16 protein-coding genes are annotated in these 18681 nt (G+C 28.9%); 12 read left to right on the top strand and 4 right to left on the bottom strand.

The genetic code is table 11. From position 1 onward, the window contains the following. Position 1 precedes the first annotated feature (1 nt). From hypD to proC, 5 genes are all read left to right on the top strand, one after another. Positions 2 to 2371 carry a trans-4-hydroxy-L-proline dehydratase gene (gene hypD / locus ACRDDE_RS07145; protein WP_438626599.1) on the top strand — a complete coding sequence of 790 codons (2370 nt, stop codon included), beginning with the start codon at positions 2 to 4 and terminating at the stop codon, positions 2369 to 2371. Positions 2372 to 2625: 254 nt separating this feature from the next. Next, the gene (locus ACRDDE_RS07140; RefSeq protein WP_438626597.1) at positions 2626 to 3753 is read left to right on the top strand and encodes a tyrosine-type recombinase/integrase; all 1128 of its coding nucleotides are present in this window, start codon (positions 2626 to 2628) and stop codon (positions 3751 to 3753) included. A gap of 1 nt (position 3754) precedes the next feature. Next, complete coding sequence (locus ACRDDE_RS07135; RefSeq protein ID WP_438626596.1) at positions 3755 to 5719, top strand: tyrosine-type recombinase/integrase; 1965 nt, start codon at positions 3755 to 3757, stop codon at positions 5717 to 5719. Beyond that, a complete protein-coding gene (locus tag ACRDDE_RS07130) occupies positions 5719 to 6093 on the top strand; it encodes a DUF6262 family protein (protein WP_438626594.1) in 375 nt (124 codons plus the stop codon). Before ACRDDE_RS07135 ends, ACRDDE_RS07130 begins: the two co-directional genes overlap by 1 nt. 91 nt (positions 6094 to 6184) lie before the next feature. Next, positions 6185 to 6991 (top strand): pyrroline-5-carboxylate reductase, encoded by an 807-nt coding sequence (proC, locus tag ACRDDE_RS07125; protein ID WP_438626592.1) that lies wholly within the window; start codon positions 6185 to 6187, stop codon positions 6989 to 6991. Between the two features lie 124 nt (positions 6992 to 7115). Here the strand turns inward: proC and ACRDDE_RS07120 are convergent, their stop codons facing one another. Together ACRDDE_RS07120 and ACRDDE_RS07115 are read right to left on the bottom strand one after the other, a co-directional pair. Further along, positions 7116 to 7496 (bottom strand): DUF4363 family protein, encoded by a 381-nt coding sequence (locus tag ACRDDE_RS07120; protein ID WP_438626590.1) that lies wholly within the window; start codon positions 7494 to 7496, stop codon positions 7116 to 7118. Positions 7497 to 7514: 18 nt separating this feature from the next. After that, complete coding sequence (locus tag ACRDDE_RS07115) at positions 7515 to 8165, bottom strand: DUF421 domain-containing protein (RefSeq protein WP_438626588.1); 651 nt, start codon at positions 8163 to 8165, stop codon at positions 7515 to 7517. A 192-nt stretch (positions 8166 to 8357) separates the two neighbouring features. On the opposite strand from ACRDDE_RS07115, the gene miaB reads away from it, so the two are divergent. From miaB to gltA, 3 genes are all read left to right on the top strand, one after another. Beyond that, positions 8358 to 9791, top strand: coding sequence for a tRNA (N6-isopentenyl adenosine(37)-C2)-methylthiotransferase MiaB (gene miaB, locus ACRDDE_RS07110; RefSeq protein ID WP_438626586.1), 1434 nt, complete (start codon positions 8358 to 8360; stop codon positions 9789 to 9791). Positions 9792 to 9993: 202 nt separating this feature from the next. After that, a complete protein-coding gene (locus tag ACRDDE_RS07105; RefSeq protein ID WP_438626584.1) occupies positions 9994 to 10884 on the top strand; it encodes a sulfide/dihydroorotate dehydrogenase-like FAD/NAD-binding protein in 891 nt (296 codons plus the stop codon). 2 nt (positions 10885 to 10886) lie between these two features. Further along, positions 10887 to 12287: an NADPH-dependent glutamate synthase gene (gene gltA, locus ACRDDE_RS07100; RefSeq protein WP_438626582.1), complete on the top strand. Its 1401-nt coding sequence runs from the start codon at positions 10887 to 10889 to the stop codon at positions 12285 to 12287. 44 nt (positions 12288 to 12331) lie between these two features. Here gltA and ACRDDE_RS07095 read toward each other — a convergent pair whose 3' ends face one another. Continuing rightward, positions 12332 to 12940, bottom strand: a complete 609-nt coding sequence (locus ACRDDE_RS07095; RefSeq protein ID WP_438626580.1) for an NUDIX hydrolase — start codon at positions 12938 to 12940, stop codon at positions 12332 to 12334. A 215-nt stretch (positions 12941 to 13155) separates the two neighbouring features. Here ACRDDE_RS07095 and ACRDDE_RS07090 point away from each other — a divergent pair, with 215 nt between their 5' ends. Beyond that, complete coding sequence (locus tag ACRDDE_RS07090; RefSeq protein ID WP_438626578.1) at positions 13156 to 14250, top strand: hypothetical protein; 1095 nt, start codon at positions 13156 to 13158, stop codon at positions 14248 to 14250. A gap of 185 nt (positions 14251 to 14435) precedes the next feature. Here ACRDDE_RS07090 and ACRDDE_RS07085 read toward each other — a convergent pair whose 3' ends face one another. Further along, entirely contained in the window at positions 14436 to 15041 is a 606-nt protein-coding gene (locus ACRDDE_RS07085) for a peptidylprolyl isomerase (protein WP_438626576.1), read from the bottom strand. A 137-nt stretch (positions 15042 to 15178) separates the two neighbouring features. On the opposite strand from ACRDDE_RS07085, the gene rbr reads away from it, so the two are divergent. The 3 genes from rbr to ACRDDE_RS07070 form a co-directional block, all read left to right on the top strand. Beyond that, the gene (rbr, locus tag ACRDDE_RS07080) at positions 15179 to 15715 is read left to right on the top strand and encodes a rubrerythrin (protein WP_438626574.1); all 537 of its coding nucleotides are present in this window, start codon (positions 15179 to 15181) and stop codon (positions 15713 to 15715) included. Between the two features lie 27 nt (positions 15716 to 15742). Then, positions 15743 to 16900, top strand: a complete 1158-nt coding sequence (locus ACRDDE_RS07075) for an amidohydrolase (RefSeq protein ID WP_438626572.1) — start codon at positions 15743 to 15745, stop codon at positions 16898 to 16900. 151 nt (positions 16901 to 17051) lie between these two features. Next, a partial coding sequence (locus ACRDDE_RS07070) for an ABC transporter substrate-binding protein (protein WP_438626570.1) occupies positions 17052 to 18681 on the top strand: 1630 nt, incomplete at its 3' end.

The following is an 18681-nucleotide window of genomic DNA, read 5'->3' as shown; positions in this document are numbered from 1 at the left end:
TATGGAAAGAGGAAGTTTTGAAAGGACTAAAAAACTTAGAAAGCAAAGTATAGAGACTCAACCTTTTATAACTATTGAAAGAGCTAGGCTTATGACAGAAGGATATAAGAAATATGAGGGAAGTGTTGAAATACCAGTACTTAGAGCTTTAGCGTTTAAACACTATATGGAAAATAGAACTCTTTGTATAAATGATGGAGAACTTATAGTTGGAGAAAAAGGAGATTCGCCACAAAGTACACCTACTTATCCAGAATTATGCTGCCATACAATGGAAGATTTAGATATAATGGATAAACGAGATATTATATCTTTTAAAGTGAGTGATGATATAAAGAAAATTCACGAAGATGAAATAATACCTTTTTGGAAAAATAGACAAATAAGACAAAAAATAGTTAGTTCTATGGAACAAGAATGGATAGATTGTTATGAAAATGGAGTTTTTACAGAGTTCATGGAACAAAGAGCCCCAGGACATACAGTTTGTGGTGGAACAATATATAAAAAGGGATTTTTAGACTTAAAGAAGGAAATTGAAATAGCAATAAGCAAACTAGATTTTGTTAACGATAAAGAAGCGTATGATAAAAAAGCTCAGCTAGAGGGAATGGCTATTGCTTGTGATGCTTTAATTATATACGGAAAACGTTATCATGAGTATGCTAAGCAATTAGCAGAGAAAGAAACTGATGAAGCTAAGAAAAAAGATTTATTAACTATAGCTAAAAATTGTGAGGTAGTACCTGCAAATAAACCAGAAACATTCCACCAAGCAGTTCAGATGTATTGGTTTGTTCACATAGGAGTTACTACGGAACTTAATATATGGGATGCATTTAGTCCAGGTAGATTTGATCAACATTTAAATCCTTTTTATGAAAATGATATAGAAAACGATACATTAGATAGAGATATGGCTAAAGAAATTTTAGAATGCTTATGGATTAAATTTAATAATCAACCAGCACCTCCAAAAGTAGGGGTTACACTAAAAGAAAGTGGAACATACACTGACTTTGCAAATATAAATACAGGAGGAATAACGGAAGATGGTAAAGATGGAGTTAATGATGTAAGCTATATAATTCTAGATGTAATGGATGAAATGAAATTATTACAACCTAGTTCAAATGTACAAATTAGTAAAAAAACTCCAAGTAAGTTCTTAAAAAGAGCATGTGAAATTTCTAGAAAGGGTTGGGGTCAGCCTGCATTTTATAACACAGAAGCAATAATTCAAGAGTTATTAGAAGCAGGTAAAACAATAGAAGATGCTAGATGTGGTGGAACTAGTGGTTGTGTAGAGACAGGATGTTATGGTAAGGAAGCATATATACTTACAGGTTATTTAAATTTACCTAAAATCCTTGAAATAACTTTAAATAATGGGATAGACCCTGTGACAAATAAAAAACTTGGTATAGAAACTGGTGATCCTAATAACTTTAAATCTTACGAAGAGTTATTTAATGCATTTAAGTCTCAATTAAATCACTTTGTAGAAATAAAGGTAAAAGGAAACAATGTAATTGAAAGAATATACTCAAAGCATATGCCAGCCCCACTTATGAGTGTTATAGTAGATGATTGTATAAAAACTGCAAAAGATTATAATGCAGGTGGAGCAAGATATAACACAAAATATATACAAGGTGTTGGGATAGGAACTATAACAGATAGTTTAACTTCTATCAAATACAATGTATTTGATAAGAAAAAGTTTAACATGAGCGAATTACTAGAAGCTTTAAAAAATAATTTTAATGGATACGAAGCTATATATAACATGGTAGTTAACAAAACTCCTAAGTATGGTAATGACAATGACTATGCAGATGATTTAATGCAAGATGTATTTAATTCATTCTATAATGAAGTCACAGGAAGAAAGTCTCCTATGGGAGCTGAGTATAGAATAAATATGCTACCTACAACATGCCATGTTTACTTTGGAGAAGTTATGGGGGCTAGTGCTAATGGTAGGTTAAGTCAAAAACCATTATCTGAAGGTATATCTCCGGAAAAAGGTGGAGATACGAATGGGCCTACAGCTGTTATCAAGTCATGTTCTAAAATGGACCATTTAAAAACAGGAGGAACACTTTTAAATCAAAGATTTGCACCTGCTGTAGTACAAGGAGAAGAAGGACTAGAAAACATGTCTAACTTAGTTAGAGCTTATTTCAATATGGATGGACACCACATACAATTTAATGTATTTGATAAAAATGTATTACTAGCAGCACAAAAAAATCCAGATGAATATAAGGATTTAATAGTTAGAGTTGCTGGATATAGTGATCACTTTAATAATTTAAGCAGAGCTCTTCAAGATGAAATAATAGGAAGAACAGAGCAAAGCTTCTAATATATTTTATAAAAAGTATTGAAATAGGGTATGTTTTAAGATATTTATATTCTTAAGACAGACCCTATAACTATTTAAACAAAATGATAAATTTATAACACAAAAGAAATATAGTGTAAATAATTAGATGGTATTTATAGTAGTTTAAATACACGCTTATAATAAATTTAATACTTGGAATACTAAATATATAGTTATAAAAATTATAGTATTTATAGTAATTAATATAAATTTATAGGAGTGTGTATTAAAGTATGGAAGTAGTGAAAGTAAAAACAGAAGATGAAAAAGAACGATACTTTGTAGCAGATGATAATGGATTACCAATAGAACCTATATTAAAGTTTATTAGATTTAAAGATAATACAGATTATGCAAGAAATACTTTAAGAATGTATTGCCAACATCTAAAACTATACTTTGAATATCTACAACAAAGAGAGTTGGATTTTCAAAATGTAACTATTGATGATTTAGCCTTGTTTGTGAATTGGCTACAAAATCCATATAAAAGTCTGAAAGTTATTCCTACACATCAAGTACAAACAGCGAGAAGTCCAAGGACAGTAAATATTATAGTTAATACTGTACTGGCATTTTATGATTACATTCTAAGACATGAAGAATATAGTAATAATATTTCTGATAGACTTAAAAAGTTTGTATCTACTCCAAGTAGAAATTTTAAAGGGTTCTTATATGGAATAGCATATGAACAAAAGAAAGTAACAAGTAACATCTTAAAATTAAAAGTTCCTAAGACTAAACCAAAAACATTATCTAAAGAAGAGATAGGAATACTCATTAGAACTTGCAACAACATTAGAGATAGGTTCTTGCTAACATTGTTATATGAAACTGGAATGAGAATAGGCGAAGCCTTATCTTTATGGATTGAGGACTTTGACATAAGTGATATGGTCATTGACTTAAAGGACAGAGGTGAACTTGAAAACAATGCTGAAATTAAGACAGTATCAAGTCCTCGAAGAATAGATATCTCTCAAAATCTTGCAGATATGTTTATGGAGTATATAGCAGAGTATCACACAGAAGAAGTTGAAACCAACCATATATTCATTAAGATTAGTGGTAGTAATAAGTATAAATCTATGAATTATACTGATGCAGATAATTTATTCAGAACACTAAAGAGAAAGACTGGAATATATGTTACTCCACACATGTTTAGACATAGTTCACTAACATTGTTAAGGATGTCGGGATGGCAACCTGAATTATTAAGAATAAGAGCAGGGCATAAAAATATTTATACTACTTTAAACACTTATATACACCCTTCTGATGAAGAGATTACGAAAGAGTTTAATAAAACCCAACCTAATTTAGACTTAGACATTTATAGTGGAGAGGGTGAATAAAGTGGAAAAATTACAAGAGATAAAAAATAATCAAAAAAGTAAGTATGATGAAATAATAGAATACCTTAGTCAAGATAATGGATATTGGCTAGCCAATGATAAATGGGATATAACAAAAGATTTTTTCATGGGTAAATCTATTTATAATTATAAAACTATTAATTTTTCATATATAGATAATGCTGTTATAAAAAATGAAGTCAAATATTATTTTTTATATATGTTTAAAGAAAGGCTACTAACTAATAAAGTTATCGTAAGGCAAGGTAGTGTACTAAAGCATTTAGCTATATTTTTGAATGAAAGTGAGTTTACTACATTTTCAAATTTAAATAAAGTAAAAATATTCAACAGATGGAAACTTTATTTAATTAATGAAGATATAAAATATGTTAAAGAAGAAACAAGATATTTTTCATTTACTAATGTGTTGATAGATTTTATTAAAGATTTCTATGATAGTAGAGATGAAATTGAGAAAGATATATGGTATTCAAAAAATATTAAAGGTGCAAAAATACCTGCAAGTGGAGTAAATCACTGTAATAATAATAAAATTAACTTTAATAAGATTCCTATTTATTATAGACAAATAGTAAAAAGATATTTTAAGACTATAATTACAAAAAAGAGTTGGAATCATTGTTTTCAAATATTAAATAATTTAAATTATTTTTTTGATAAATTTTATTCATATGGGTATACAGATGGTTTTATAGAAAATTTATCAAGAAGAGATATAGAAAATTACTTATATTGGGTAAATAACGATTATAAAGATAAATCGGTGGCTTATAAAAGCAAATTTATATCCTATATAAGGATGTTTTTAGAATATATTCAAATGGCTCAATATGATAAAGTACCTAAAAAAGAAGTGTCATTTTTAATATTTCAAGATGATATTCCTAAAAGAGAACAAGTACAAGATGAAATGAAAAGAGTTAAATTTATTCCAGAGCCTATATTAAAACAATTAGATAGTAATATTATGAATTTAGATAGACCAAAGTTTATACCTATTTATATATTACTTCGTGAAACTGGATGGAGAGGTACTGATATTCTAAATCTTAGATATGATAATTGCTTAGAGCAAATATGGAATAGCAAAGAAGAAAGATATAACTACTACCTTTGCGGTGAAATAACTAAAACAGGAATAGCACAACTTAAAATACCAATAAGAGATAAAGTCGCTGAAATGGTTAAAAAGTCTATTGATAAAGCAAAAGAATTAAGTACGGAAGAGAATAATCCTAAGAAATATCTATTTAATACTTATGAAGGTAGATTAAAAGGTAAACCGTTAAATAAAACATCTTTATTAAATACTATTAAACGGTTAATTAAACAAAAAGATATTAGAGATATTAATGGTGAATTATACCATTTTAGACTTCATTCATTAAGGCATACAAGAGCAAAAGAATATGTTGAGCAAGGTATAGGGATAAGTGTTATACAACAGATATTGGGGCATCAGAGTCTACAAATGACTGTTCACTATGCTACTGTTTCAGAAAATATATTATATGAGAAATGGAAGAATACAGAGGATTTAGAATTATTTAAAGTTGATACATCAACTAATGAGCTTATAGAAGTCGATACAACAACTGATGCAGGAGAAAATCTTATCAGATATGAATATGTTAAAAAGAATTTAGATGCGGTTAGAGTACCATTTGGAGTATGTTTTAAGGCTTCTAAACTACCTTGTAGGCAACAAATGAACCATTGTTTAACTTGCGCAAGTTTCTGCACTACAGTTGAAAATATACCCGAGTATGAAGAAGAAATTGAAAAGGTTAAACAACAAATTGAAATAAGCAATAGATGTGGTAGAGAACTTTGGGCTGAAAAGAATAAACAGTATTTAAATATATTAGAGCAAACATTAGAAAAAGTTAAGGAACATAAATTAGTTCATAAAAATGGAAAGTTAAGGGAGGATGTAATTTAATGACCGATAATACAAAAGGATTAAAAGAATATGCAAAACAAAGGTCACAAATGGCTTTGGATAAAGTTGATAAGGCTATTAGAGAACTCTCTTTGACTGAACAGAAAATTAACTTTAATAGTGTTTCTCAACTTAGTGGAGTGTCTAAGACATTCCTCTATAACAACAAAGAAGTAAAAGCAAGAATTGAAGAACTCAGAAATAAACAAGTAAGTAAAACTATAAATCAAAGAGCCAAATATGATAAAACATCAAAGTCAAAAGATATTATCATAATGGCCAAGGATAAAAAAATAAAAGAATTAGAAGAAGAAAATAAAAAACTCAAAGAACAATTAGAAGTTCTTAGAGGTAAGTTATATGAAAAATTATAGACTACATAAAATATATGTAGTCTATATAAAAATATAGTCATGGCAAGGGGCTAATAATACCTTGCACTATATATATATGGGAGAGATATTTATGAACAAAAAAATAGGATTTATAGGGGCAGGTAACATGGCTAAGGCTATGATAGGAGGAATTGTTAAATCTAAATTAGTAGAGGCTAACAATGTGTTTGCATCTGATTTAAATGAAATAGCACTTGAAAATGCTAAAGATGAATATGGAATAAATATAACAAATGACTCTAAAGAAGTAGTAAAAAACAGTGATATAGTTATTGTAGCTGTAAAGCCAAATGTGTACGATATAGTATTAGAAGGAGTTAAAGAATTAATAGACAATGAAAAAATAATTGTAACTATAGCCGCAGGTAAAACAATAGAATCAGTAGAAAATGTAATAGGTTCAGATAAGAAGGTTATTAGAACTATGCCTAATACTCCAGCTTTAGTAAATGAAGGTATGAGTGCTCTTTGTAAAAATAAAAATATAACTGATGAAGAACTAAATCTTGTAAAGGAAATATTTAGCTCATTTGGTAAGGCGGAAGTAGTAAATGAATACTTAATAGATGCAGTAATTGGGGCAAGTGGGTCAGCACCTGCATATGTGTTTATGTTTATAGAAGCTATGGCTGATGCAGTAGTTGCTGCGGGAATGCCAAGAAATCAAGCCTATACATTTGTATCTCAAGCAGTTATGGGTTCTGCAAAAATGGTGCTTGAAACAGGTAAACATCCAGGTGAATTAAAAGATATGGTATGTTCTCCAGGGGGAACTACTATAGAAGCAGTTAAAACTTTAGAAGCTGAAGGATTCAGAAACTCAGTTATAAAAGCAATTGATGACTGCATAGAAAAATCTAAAGAAATGAGTAAGTAAATAGTAAATATATATTAAAATAGCAAAAATATTAAGGTGAATACATAAGTCTTGAACAAGAAGCTTATATATTCACCTTTTTTTAGATATTAATTTAAACTCATAAAAAATTATATTAATTATCCTATAATATATGGTCAAGACTATGTTTTTCCGACTCAATTAACCTATGAAGAGAAATTTTTATTACATCTATTTGTTCTAAGCAAGTTGAAACGTCTTTTAAATAAATACCATCAGATAATATATTAAAAGCTAGTTCAATATCACCTATGTGACAATGGTTTAAAAATTTAAAAAACTGCTTGGATTCTTCTTTGAAGTCATCCTTTAAGTTATTAGTATACTCTTCACATTTTTCCCAGTCTTCACTCTTAACATACATTTCTAGTTTATTCATTTCATTAGTATATTTAAGAGAAAAATCCTCAGCTTTTACAGATATAAAAAGGCCAAATATAACTAAAGCAATAGTCCAAACTATAGTGAATACAATAGATTTCATATATCCACCTCCTAAAAATTATTTCTTCTGTATAAAGAAGTTATCTTTTTCATCTAATACACAAATTAACGTTTCTGATACTGAATCTATATTGTGTGTTTTTAGGATTGATAAAAGCCAATCTGAACTTTTATTTATACTCTTAAGATTTTGTTTGATTATTTCACCATCTAATATTAAGGGCAATGGTAGATGTTTAAAGTTTTCGGTAGGAACTTTTTCGTAACTAGGAGTAGGTACTATACTAAGATTGCCATCAGTTTCAAGAATTGCGTAATAAACATCTTTTAAGTTGAAATAACCTTGTATTCTCAATTGTTCTAAAAGTTCATCCATAGATACTCTTTCTTCTTTTAAAGCTTTATAGTTAAGTCTTCCTTTATCTATTAAAATTGCAGGATTTCCATTTAATAAAAATCTAATGCTTTTAAATTTTAGAGTTAAAAAAGATATTATAATTTGCATAAAAACTAAACCAGTAAGAGATGCTATTCCATAAATTATAGGAATTTCATTATTTTGCATAGGGATAGCGGCAACCTCTGCAATTAGAAGCGTTATAACCAAATCAAATGAATTCATTTCTGCAATTTCGCCTTTTCCCATAATTCTAAGACTTATTAGTACGGCCATATAAAGAACTATACTTCTAATTAAAACTACAATCATAAGCTTCCATCCTTTATTTTTTATTATGTCTAATCTTAAAATAGACACATACTATTATTTGTATTTATAAAAAATATATACAAGCAAATGTCAAATGCATCTTTAAAATGAAGTATAAATTTGGTATAATTAATTTTAAATTCAAAAATTAGACAGCAAAGTGTCATCGAAGTAATTTAAGGAGGGCTAGTTGTGGCTAAAAGAAAACAAGTACACGTTCCTATAGAAAAAATTCAAGAGCAAGATAGATTTATAGAAGCTATAGCTGAAACGACAAATAGATATTATGCGATACATGGAAGAAAACCTAGATATATGATACAAACTTTTGGGTGTCAAATGAATGAACATGACTCTGAAAAATTATGTGCAATGTTAGATAATATGGGATATATTCAAGGTTTAACAGCTGCAGAATGTGATTTAGTTATATACAATACTTGTGCAGTAAGAGAAAATGCTGAGTTAAAAGTATATGGAAACTTAGGTCAGTTAAAGTTTTTAAAAAGAAAGAATCCAGATTTAAAAATAGCTGTGTGTGGATGCATGATGCAACAAAGTCATGTTGTTGAAGAAATAAAAACTAAATATAAGCATGTTGATTTAGTTTTTGGTACACATAACTTATACAAATTCCCTGAATTATTAGCTAAATCTATGGATACTGAAAAAACTTTAATAGATGTTTGGGATGTAGATGGAGAAGTTGTAGAAGGGCTTAGAAGCAATAGGAAATTTGAGCTTAAAGCATTTGTAAACATAATGTATGGATGTAACAATTTCTGTACTTATTGTATAGTTCCTTACACAAGAGGTAGAGAAAGAAGTAGAACTCCAGAGGATATAATAAATGAAATAAAAGAATTAGTTGCTAATGGAACAAAAGAAATAACTTTACTTGGTCAAAATGTTGACTCTTATGGAAAAACTTTAGAAAATCCAATTAGATTTGATGAGCTTTTAAGAATGGTAAATGAAATAGAAGGAATAGAAAGAATAAGATTTATGACATCTCACCCTAAAGATATATCAGATGAAGTTATATATGCTATTAGAGATTGTGATAAAGTTTGTGAATTCTTACACTTACCAGTTCAATGTGGAAGTTCTAGATTACTTAAGATAATGAATAGACACTACACTAAGGAGTATTATTTAGAGATAATAGAAAAAGCTAAAAAGGAAGTTCCAGATATAGCATTTTCTACAGATCTAATGATAGGATTCCCTGGCGAAACAGAAGAAGATGTAGAGGACACTATAGATGTTGTAAGAAAAGTTAGGTATGATTCAGCATTTACATTTATATACTCTAAGAGACAAGGAACTCCTGCTGCTAAAATGGAAAATCAAATTCCTGAAGAAATAAAACATGAAAGATTTAATAAAGTTTTAGCAGAGGTAAATAATGTATGTGCAGAAATAAATAAATCATATGAAGGAAAAGTAGTCGAAGTTTTAGTTGAGGGAAAAAGTAAAACAGACGAAAATAAATTTACAGGAAGAACTAGACAAAATAAGTTAGTTAACTTTGAATCTGATGTTCAAGACATCATAGGAACTCTTGTAAATGTTAAGATATTAGACTCAAGAACATTCTCATTAAACGGAGTAATACAAAAATAGGAAAATATTTTCAAAAAACAACCACAAAGGTTGTTTTTTTTTGTATAATATAAATGTAATATATAATATTAAATTATTGATTTTAAATATATAGCCTATAAGTTTGATTAAAAAATTATACTTATAAGGGGAAACTTGAACTTCAAGTTGGCTAATGTTTAAAATTAAAATATAAACTATTTGGCAGAATGGAGATAGAGATATGGGAAACAAGATTGTAAAAAAGAAACAGCTAACAGATAGTATTTATTTAATGGACATAGAAGCTCCAAGAGTAGCTAAAGCTTCTAAGCCAGGTCAATTTATCATTATAAAAAATGATGAAAAAGGGGAAAGAATACCTCTTACAATAGCTGATTATAATAATGAAGAAGGTACTGTAAGTATAGTGTTCCAAACAGTTGGAGCTAGTACTAAACAACTTGAAACTTTTGAAGAAGGCGATTACGTAGCTGACTTTGTTGGACCACTAGGAATGCCTAGTGAGTTTGTCGAAGAAGATATAAATGAATTAAAAAATAAAAAAATAATATTTGTAGCTGGTGGAGTTGGAGCAGCTCCTGTATATCCTCAAGTTAAATGGCTTAAGGAAAACGGTATAGATGCAGATGTTATAGTTGGATCTAGAACAAAAGATCTTTTAATATTTGAAGATGAAATGAGAGAAGTTGCAGGAAACCTTTATGTATGTACAGATGATGGTACATATGGATTTAACGGTAGAGTTACTGACTGTTTAAAAGACTTAGTTGAAAATCAAGGGAAAAAATATGATCAAGCAGTAGTTATAGGGCCTATGATAATGATGAAGTTTATGTGTATGTTAACTAAAGAGTTAAATATACCTACAACTGTAAGTTTAAACCCTATAATGGTAGATGGAACAGGTATGTGTGGAGCATGTAGAGTTAATATTGGAGGAGAAATTAAATTTGCATGTGTAGATGGACCTGAATTTGATGGGCATTTAGTTAACTTTGATGAGTCTATGAGAAGACAAGCTATGTACAAAACAGAAGAAGGTAGAGCTACGTTAAAAATAGAAGAAGGGGATACGCATCATCATGGCGGATGCGGATGTGGAGGTAATTAATCATGAGTAAAGTTAAAATACCTGTTAGACAACAAGAAGCTGAAGTTAGAGTTACAAACTTTGAAGAAGTTTGTTTAGGATATAATAAAGAAGAAGCAATGAAAGAGGCAAGTAGATGCTTAGAATGTAAAAAACCTAAGTGTGTATCAGGGTGTCCTGTTGAAGTAAATATACCAGGATTTATTGGCAAATTAAAAGAAGGGGATATTGAAGGAGCTGCTAAGGTTATAGCAAAAGATAGCTCACTTCCAGCAGTTTGTGGAAGGGTTTGTCCTCAAGAAAGTCAATGTGAAGGATTATGTGTGTTAGGAATAAAATCAGATGCTGTTTCAATAGGTAAATTAGAAAAATTTGTTGCTGATTATTCTAGAGAGCAAAATTTTGATTTAGCAAAAACAGAAGAGCTTAACAACAAAAAGGTAGCTGTTATAGGAAGTGGGCCTGCAGGGCTTGCTTGTGCTGGGGATTTAGCTAAAATGGGATATGATGTAACTATATTTGAAGCTATGCATGAACCAGGAGGGGTTTTAACTTACGGAATACCAGAATTTAGATTACCTAAAGATGGCGTTGTTAAACCTGAAATAGAAAATATTAAAAGCTTAGGCGTTAAAATAGAAACTAATGTTATAATAGGTAGAACTATAACAATAGATGAGTTACTAAATGAAGAAGGATTTGAAGCTGTATTTGTAGGCTCAGGAGCAGGACTTCCTAAGTTCATGGGAATACCAGGTGAAAATGCGAATGGTGTTTGTTCTGCAAATGAATTTTTAACAAGAGTTAACTTAATGAAGGCATACAAAGAAGGTTATATGACACCTGTAAGAAGCGGTAAAAATGTTGCGGTTATAGGTGGAGGAAATGTTGCTATGGATGCTGCGAGAACTGCAGCTAGATTAGGATCTAAAACTCATATAGTTTATAGAAGAAGTGAAGCAGAACTTCCTGCTAGATTAGAAGAAGTACACCATGCTAAAGAAGAAGGTGTAATATTTGATACTTTAACAAACCCAACTGAGATATTAGTTGATGAAAAAGGTGAAGTTAAAGGTATGGTATGTGTAAAAATGGAACTAGGAGAACCTGATGCATCAGGAAGAAGAAGACCTAAAGTTATAGAAAATTCAGATTTTATAATGGAAGTAGATACAGTTATAATGGCACTTGGAACATCTCCAAACCCACTTATAACATCAACTACAAAAGGATTAGATATAAATAAATGGGAATGTATAGTAGCTGATGATAACGGAGTAACTTCTAGAGAAGGTGTTTTTGCTGGAGGAGATGCAGTTACAGGAGCTGCAACAGTTATATCTGCTATGGGAGCTGGTAGAAAAGCAGCAAAAGCTATAAATGAATATTTAAAAAATAAAGAAGTAAATGCTTGTACTTTATAATAATAAAGGACTCCATATAATATGGAGTCCTTTTTAGTTAAAATTTATTTAATTAAGTTTAGAAAATTTTCGAGTATTTTACCTGTTATTCCCCAAATAACATAATCATTATATTTATAGAATAAAGAGTCATAATTTCCTGATTTGAACTTATAGTTTTCTTTATTAGGTATTAAGTCATAGGGAAAATTTTTATTAGGAACTACTCTAACTTCATTTTTATATCGTAAAGGCTCGTTTTCTAATAAATGAGATAAAGGAACTAAAAAAATGTGATCTACTTCATCAACATTTGGATTTGAAATTTCTAAGTCGTTTATAAACCCAACAAAAGTATGTATTATTATATCAGCAGGACTTAAAAATAAATCAAGTTCGCTTGCTATTTCTATATTGCTTTCGATAGTACCTAGTTCTTCACAAGTTTCTCTTATACAAGCAGAAATTGGAGTTTCATTTTTTTCAATCATACCTCCGGGAAAAGATATTTCATTTGGTTGAGACCTTAATGTCTTTGACCTAACTTCAAATAGTATAAAGTCCTCATTATTTTTTCTTACTATAGGAATTAAAACAGAAGCTTTTTTCATATTTTGATGACCATTTATATATGGTTTATAATCTTTTAATAATTCTTTTAAATTGCTATTCATTGCAAAAACCTCAACTCTCAGTTTTGATATATTAATATTATACTAGTCCAAGATCAATAATACACATAAAATATATTAAAAAAATATAAATTTTTACAAAAAATATATTTTGAATAAATATATAATTGAAAATGAACAATAATTAAAATAATATGACTAACTAAGAATTTTATGTATAATAATACTTAGGACAATATATAGTAAGGAGAAATAAGATGACAGAAGGTAGTAGCGCAAAATTAATAGAAAAAATAATAGTGGAAAATGATTTGAAATTATGTTTAAAAGATGAAAATAACTATATAGAGATACCTAAAGATATTATACATAATGATGAAATGGATATTTGTGATATAAATGATTTTATAAGGATATCACAAAATATAGAGAAGCTTAAAAATAATATTATTAAATTGTTATTTGAAAAAGAAAGTTGCATAAGTATTCATTCAATAGGAACTTTATTATTAAATATAAAATCAGAAGAAAAGATAGAAGATTTTCAAAAATATATTGATATAGATATAAACAGTTTGGAAGAAAAATTTAAATCATTGGCAGCATATTTTGATATAAGTATAGATGATATTTATGAATTAAAAGAAGCTGCAAAATTAGATTATATAAACAACTCTCAAAATGAAAATGAAGTTTTAGACAAATCATATATAGAGAATATATTATACAAAACTAAAAACTCTAGAATGTACAGTCTTATCAAAAGATCAAGATATGGATCTATATCTAAAGAATATAATATGCTAGATTTAAATGAAATCACAGATTTAAATGATGATGAAATAGGTGGAGAATATAGTCCAATTTTAGTTATATACAAACCAGCTAAATATATAAGGGGAGAGTATATACTAGATGATTTAAATTATGTATACATAAAAAGACAACCATTAAATGCACTTATAAACCAAGAAAAATTAAATGAAAAAGGTAGAGATGGAATGGGTGCAATAACATACATAAAACTTAATCATGATTTGACAAATGAGAACTTGCAGGAAATATTAGCTGAGTTATATGTAGATGGGCAAAAAAATAACATTCCATTTGAAAATATAAGACTTGCAGATATAAATTGTAATAAATTATGGTTAACAGCTGACAGATTAAAAAAAGAGTTTAAAGAACTAAGATACTACAACAAAAATTTAACACAAAAAATAAAAGATATATACGACTCTACAGGAGCTTATTATACTCAAATAAGTGGTAAGTACATATTTAATACTAGAGAATTCCTAAATTGTTACAAGGCTTATAAAAATAAAGATATAGCATTAAATAAAAAATAAGTAGCTAATGCTACTTATTTTTGCGCTTAAATAAACTATACTTATCAACTAATTGGTTATAAAACATTAAGTTAAGTTAGATAAAAATATTCTGCCTTGAGCGTAAAAATGTTTTTGAGCAACGGACAAAGTCGTTGGCGACATGAAGTGGTTCGCAGACGTAGTCGCTCAAGCAAAGCGAAATTTTATATCACTTTATAGCCTGTTTTTTTGCGTTCTTCCATTGTAGCATTCCATTTTGATAAAGTTTCTTCTTTAGATAAGCCTAAAAGTTTAGTTGGTTCATCGTATTCTATTCCAAATGTATCTACAGTCATACTTTCAATATATATTTTTTCAACAGCTCTATGTAAGAAAACCTCTAACTCAGTTTCAACTTTACTTATTCTATCAACCTCATCCATTCCATCTACAACTCGTCCAAATGAAGCAAAATTTTTATCAAGTTGAGGAGTATCTTGAGTAACTATAAAAAAATGGCAACTTTCTGTATTGTGCTCAAATCTACCATAACCAAGAGTACCTCTAGTGAATTTTAAGTTATTATCTACTTCGTTAGCTAAACACTCACTTTTTATACTATAACCCAAAACTCCTGTACCATTATTTTCTGGGCAACCACCTTGAATTAATTTATCATTTTCTACTCTCCAAAATGTTGTATTATTATAAAACCCCTTATTTATAAGACTTATAAAGTTTTTTACAGATTCAGGAGCTTCATTTGGAAAAAGTTCTATTTTTATAGATTTTCCATTTTTTATTTTCATAGTAACAATTGGATTTTTCATATAACTTACCACCTTAAAATTAATATTATATAAATTATATCATATAGAAAGAAAAAGGTTTTCTTTTTTAGTAATAATATCATTGAAATCTTAATATTAAAGATAATAAGCACTACTTAATATTAAGGGGGATAATTATGGATTTAAGAGATAGCAAAACTGTTAAAAATTTAATGGTAGCATTTGCTGGGGAGTCTCAGGCTACAGCTAAATATAATTACTATGCAAATCAAGCAAAAAAAGAAGGCTATAACAAGATAGCTCAATACTTTGAAGAAACAGCAAACAATGAGATGGTGCATGCAAAAATATGGTTTAAATTAATTAATAATGGAATACACTCTACGAAAAACAATTTAATTGACTCAGCTGAAGGAGAAAATTACGAATGGACAGATATGTATTATAAATTTGCAAAAGAAGCTCAAGAAGAAGGTTTTGATGATATAGCATATCTTTTTAAGTCTGTTGGGAAAATTGAAAAACAGCATGAGGAAAGATATTTAGAGCTTATAAAAAACTTAGATGAGAATAGTGTATTTAAGAAGGAAGAAGAGGTTACATGGAGATGCATGAACTGTGGACATATTCATAATGGGAAAAAGGCATTAGAAATATGCCCTGTATGTTCACATCCAAAATCTTTTTTCGAAATTAAATGCGATTGTATATAAAACTAAAACTATAATTTGGAGGATTCAATGATTTTAATAAAAAATGGGAAAATTATAACTATGACCGGAGAAAACTATGAAAATGGATGTGTACTTATAGATGATGGGAAGATAATAAATGTTGATAAATATATAAATGAATTAGATATTATGGAAGTTATAGATGCTCAAGGCGGATGGGTGATGCCGGGAATTATAGAAGCTCATTGCCACATAGGATTAAGTGAAGAAGGTATAAGATTTGAGGGGGATGATATAAATGAAGCAATAACACCATTGACATCACACTTAAGAGCAATAGATGCAATAAATCCTCTAGATGAAGCATTTAAGGATGCTATAGAAGGAGGGATAACCTCTGTAATGACAGGTCAAGGAAGTGCTAATGTATGTGGTGGTAAATTTGCTTTTATAAAAACCAGTGGAACATGTATTGATGATATGATTGTAAAAGAAGATGCAGCTATGAAAGTTGCATTTGGGGAAAATCCTAAGAGAGTTTACTCATCTAAAAATATATCTCCATCTACGAGGATGGCTACTGCGGCAATTTTAAGAGAAGCATTAACCAATGCTTTAAATTATAAAAATAAAAAGGAAATGGCTAAACAAAAAGGTGAATACTTTGATATTGATTTAAAACAAGAATGTTTTATTGATGTTTTGGATAAGAAAATACCACTAAAAGCTCATGCACACAGAGCTGATGATATACTAACAGCTATTAGAATTGCTAAAGAATTCGATTTAGATATGACGTTAGATCATTGTACAGAGGGACACCTTATTGCACAATACATAAAAAATTCAGGATTTAGTGCGATTGTGGGACCTAGCTTAACTAATAGGAGTAAAGTAGAGCTTAAAAATAGAACATTTGAAACAGCTGGAAAATTAAACAAAAATGGAGTTCAAGTTGCAATAACAACAGACCATCCAGTAATACCTATTCAGTATTTGCCAATATGTGCAGGATTTGCAGCTAAAAAAGGATTAGGAATAGATGAAGCACTTAAAGCTATAACTATAAATGCGGCTAAAATTTGTGGAGTTGATGATCGATTAGGAAGTATTGAAGCTGGTAAAGATGCAGATATAGCTATATTTACAGGTAATCCTATGGAAGTATTTACAGAAACTTTATACACCATAATAGATGGAAATATAGTTTATTCTAAAAATTAATTTAAATAAAAAAGAAAGTGAAATATAAAATTTATTCACTTTCTTTTTTATTTAAATTTAAAGATGGATTATATTGAAAGAAAATGAGGATTAAAATTGTGTAACTAATAGCTCATTTGTTAATAAAATATATTAAACTGGAGGGATTTAGATGATATTAAAAAAATATGTATCGACAATGACACTGATTACATTAATGACTTCATCAATCTTAGTAGGATGTAGTAGTCAAGATGAGAATAAAGTTATAAATTCTAGTGAATTATTGAAAAATAAAGATGCAAGACTTGCAATATCTATGGCGGTTGATAAAAGCGAAATAACTAGTGTGATTTTGAATAATGGATCAAATCCGGTAAATTATTATACACCAGAGGGGTTAGCCATAAATGATGAAGGTAAAGACTATAGAGAAATTGCTGGGAATATGGGAAGTGGTTATGATTTAAAAGAAGCAAAAGAACATTGGGAAAAAGTAAAAAAGGAATTGAATTTTGATAAGGTTACAATAGAAGTTTTAACATCAGACGTTGAAAGTAGTAAGAGAGTAGGAGAATTTTTTCAAAGTCAACTACAAAAAAATCTAGATGGAATGACAGTAGAAATAAAGCAAGTACCATTTAAGCAAAAACAACAACTAGAGGCACAAGGGGATTATGATTTAGTTTATAGTTCTTGGGTTGCTGACTATCCAGATCCATTAACATTTTTAGAGACGTTTACTACTACTGGAAAATTTGGAGTAAATAGTGGATATGATAGTAAAGACTATAATTCTTTAATAGAAGAAGGGAAAACTTCAACAAATATTAACGATAGTTGGAAAAAATATGCTAAAGCAGAAGAACTTTTATTGAGTGATGCATTCATAATGCCTCTTTTCCAAAGTAGTAGTGCTTATATACAAAAATCTTATGTAGATGGAATAACTATAATTCCATACGGAGCAAAATATGCTTATAAGTGGGCAAGTGCAGAAGGAAAGAATGAATTAAATTTAACAAGTACTTCAGATATACCTTCTTTAGATATGAGTAGATCTACAGATTCATTATCATTTAGTGCTGCAAATAATGTTATGGAAGGGCTTGTAAGGATAGATAATGATGGTAAGGTAGTTGAAGGTATTGCTAAGAGTTGGGAATCATCAGAAGATAAGAAAACGTGGACTTTTAATTTAAGAGAAGACTCTAAGTGGAGCAATGGAGATAAAGTAACTGCTAATGATTTTGAATATGCTTTTAAAAGAACCTTAAATCCAGAAACTGCGTCTCAATATGGATTTATAATGTATGATATTATTGGAGCTCAAGATTACAATATAGGAAAAACTAAAGAAGCTGAAGGCGTAGGTGTTAAAGCATTGGATGATTACACATTAGAAATAAAACTTAATAGACCTGTTAGCTATTTTGATAGGTTGATGGCATTTCCAGTATTTTTCCCACAAAATGAAAAATTTGTAGAAAATCAAGGGGATAAATATGGAACAACTAAAGAATCTACATTATATAATGGACCGTTTACTTTAACTAAATGGAAATTAGATGATGTTTATATAATGGCTAAAAATCAAAATTACTGGGATAAAAATAGTGTTAAATTAGAGTCTGTAAATACAAAAATTGTAAAAGAGGGATCTGCTGATATAAATTTATATGAAAATGGAGATATTGACTTCGTAGGAATAACAAATGAATTTATTGATAAATATAAAGATACGGATGAGTTTAGTACTAGTAAAAATGCAACAACATTTTTTATGCTTATAAATGGAAATA

This window comes from Paraclostridium sp. (assembly GCF_051656405.1).
Taxonomy (GTDB): domain Bacteria; phylum Bacillota; class Clostridia; order Peptostreptococcales; family Peptostreptococcaceae; genus Paraclostridium.
The sequence above is the reverse complement of the archived record's forward strand: the minus strand, read 5'-3'. Positions and strand labels throughout refer to the sequence as shown.

Bases quoted from the DNA above. Each gene is read 5' to 3' on its own strand.
- gltA (WP_438626582.1), top strand. From the start codon at position 10,887: ATGAGTAAAGTTAAAATACCTGTTAGACAACAAGAAGCTGAAGTTAGA.
- ACRDDE_RS07095 (WP_438626580.1), bottom strand. From the start codon at position 12,940: ATGAATAGCAATTTAAAAGAATTATTAAAAGATTATAAACCATATATA.
- ACRDDE_RS07130 (WP_438626594.1), top strand. From the start codon at position 5,719: ATGACCGATAATACAAAAGGATTAAAAGAATATGCAAAACAAAGGTCA.
- ACRDDE_RS07115 (WP_438626588.1), bottom strand. From the start codon at position 8,165: ATGATTGTAGTTTTAATTAGAAGTATAGTTCTTTATATGGCCGTACTA.
- ACRDDE_RS07090 (WP_438626578.1), top strand. From the start codon at position 13,156: ATGACAGAAGGTAGTAGCGCAAAATTAATAGAAAAAATAATAGTGGAA.
- ACRDDE_RS07075 (WP_438626572.1), top strand. From the start codon at position 15,743: ATGATTTTAATAAAAAATGGGAAAATTATAACTATGACCGGAGAAAAC.
- rbr (WP_438626574.1), top strand. From the start codon at position 15,179: ATGGATTTAAGAGATAGCAAAACTGTTAAAAATTTAATGGTAGCATTT.
- ACRDDE_RS07140 (WP_438626597.1), top strand. From the start codon at position 2,626: ATGGAAGTAGTGAAAGTAAAAACAGAAGATGAAAAAGAACGATACTTT.
- ACRDDE_RS07085 (WP_438626576.1), bottom strand. From the start codon at position 15,041: ATGAAAAATCCAATTGTTACTATGAAAATAAAAAATGGAAAATCTATA.
- hypD (WP_438626599.1), top strand. From the start codon at position 2: ATGGAAAGAGGAAGTTTTGAAAGGACTAAAAAACTTAGAAAGCAAAGT.
- ACRDDE_RS07105 (WP_438626584.1), top strand. From the start codon at position 9,994: ATGGGAAACAAGATTGTAAAAAAGAAACAGCTAACAGATAGTATTTAT.
- ACRDDE_RS07120 (WP_438626590.1), bottom strand. From the start codon at position 7,496: ATGAAATCTATTGTATTCACTATAGTTTGGACTATTGCTTTAGTTATA.
- proC (WP_438626592.1), top strand. From the start codon at position 6,185: ATGAACAAAAAAATAGGATTTATAGGGGCAGGTAACATGGCTAAGGCT.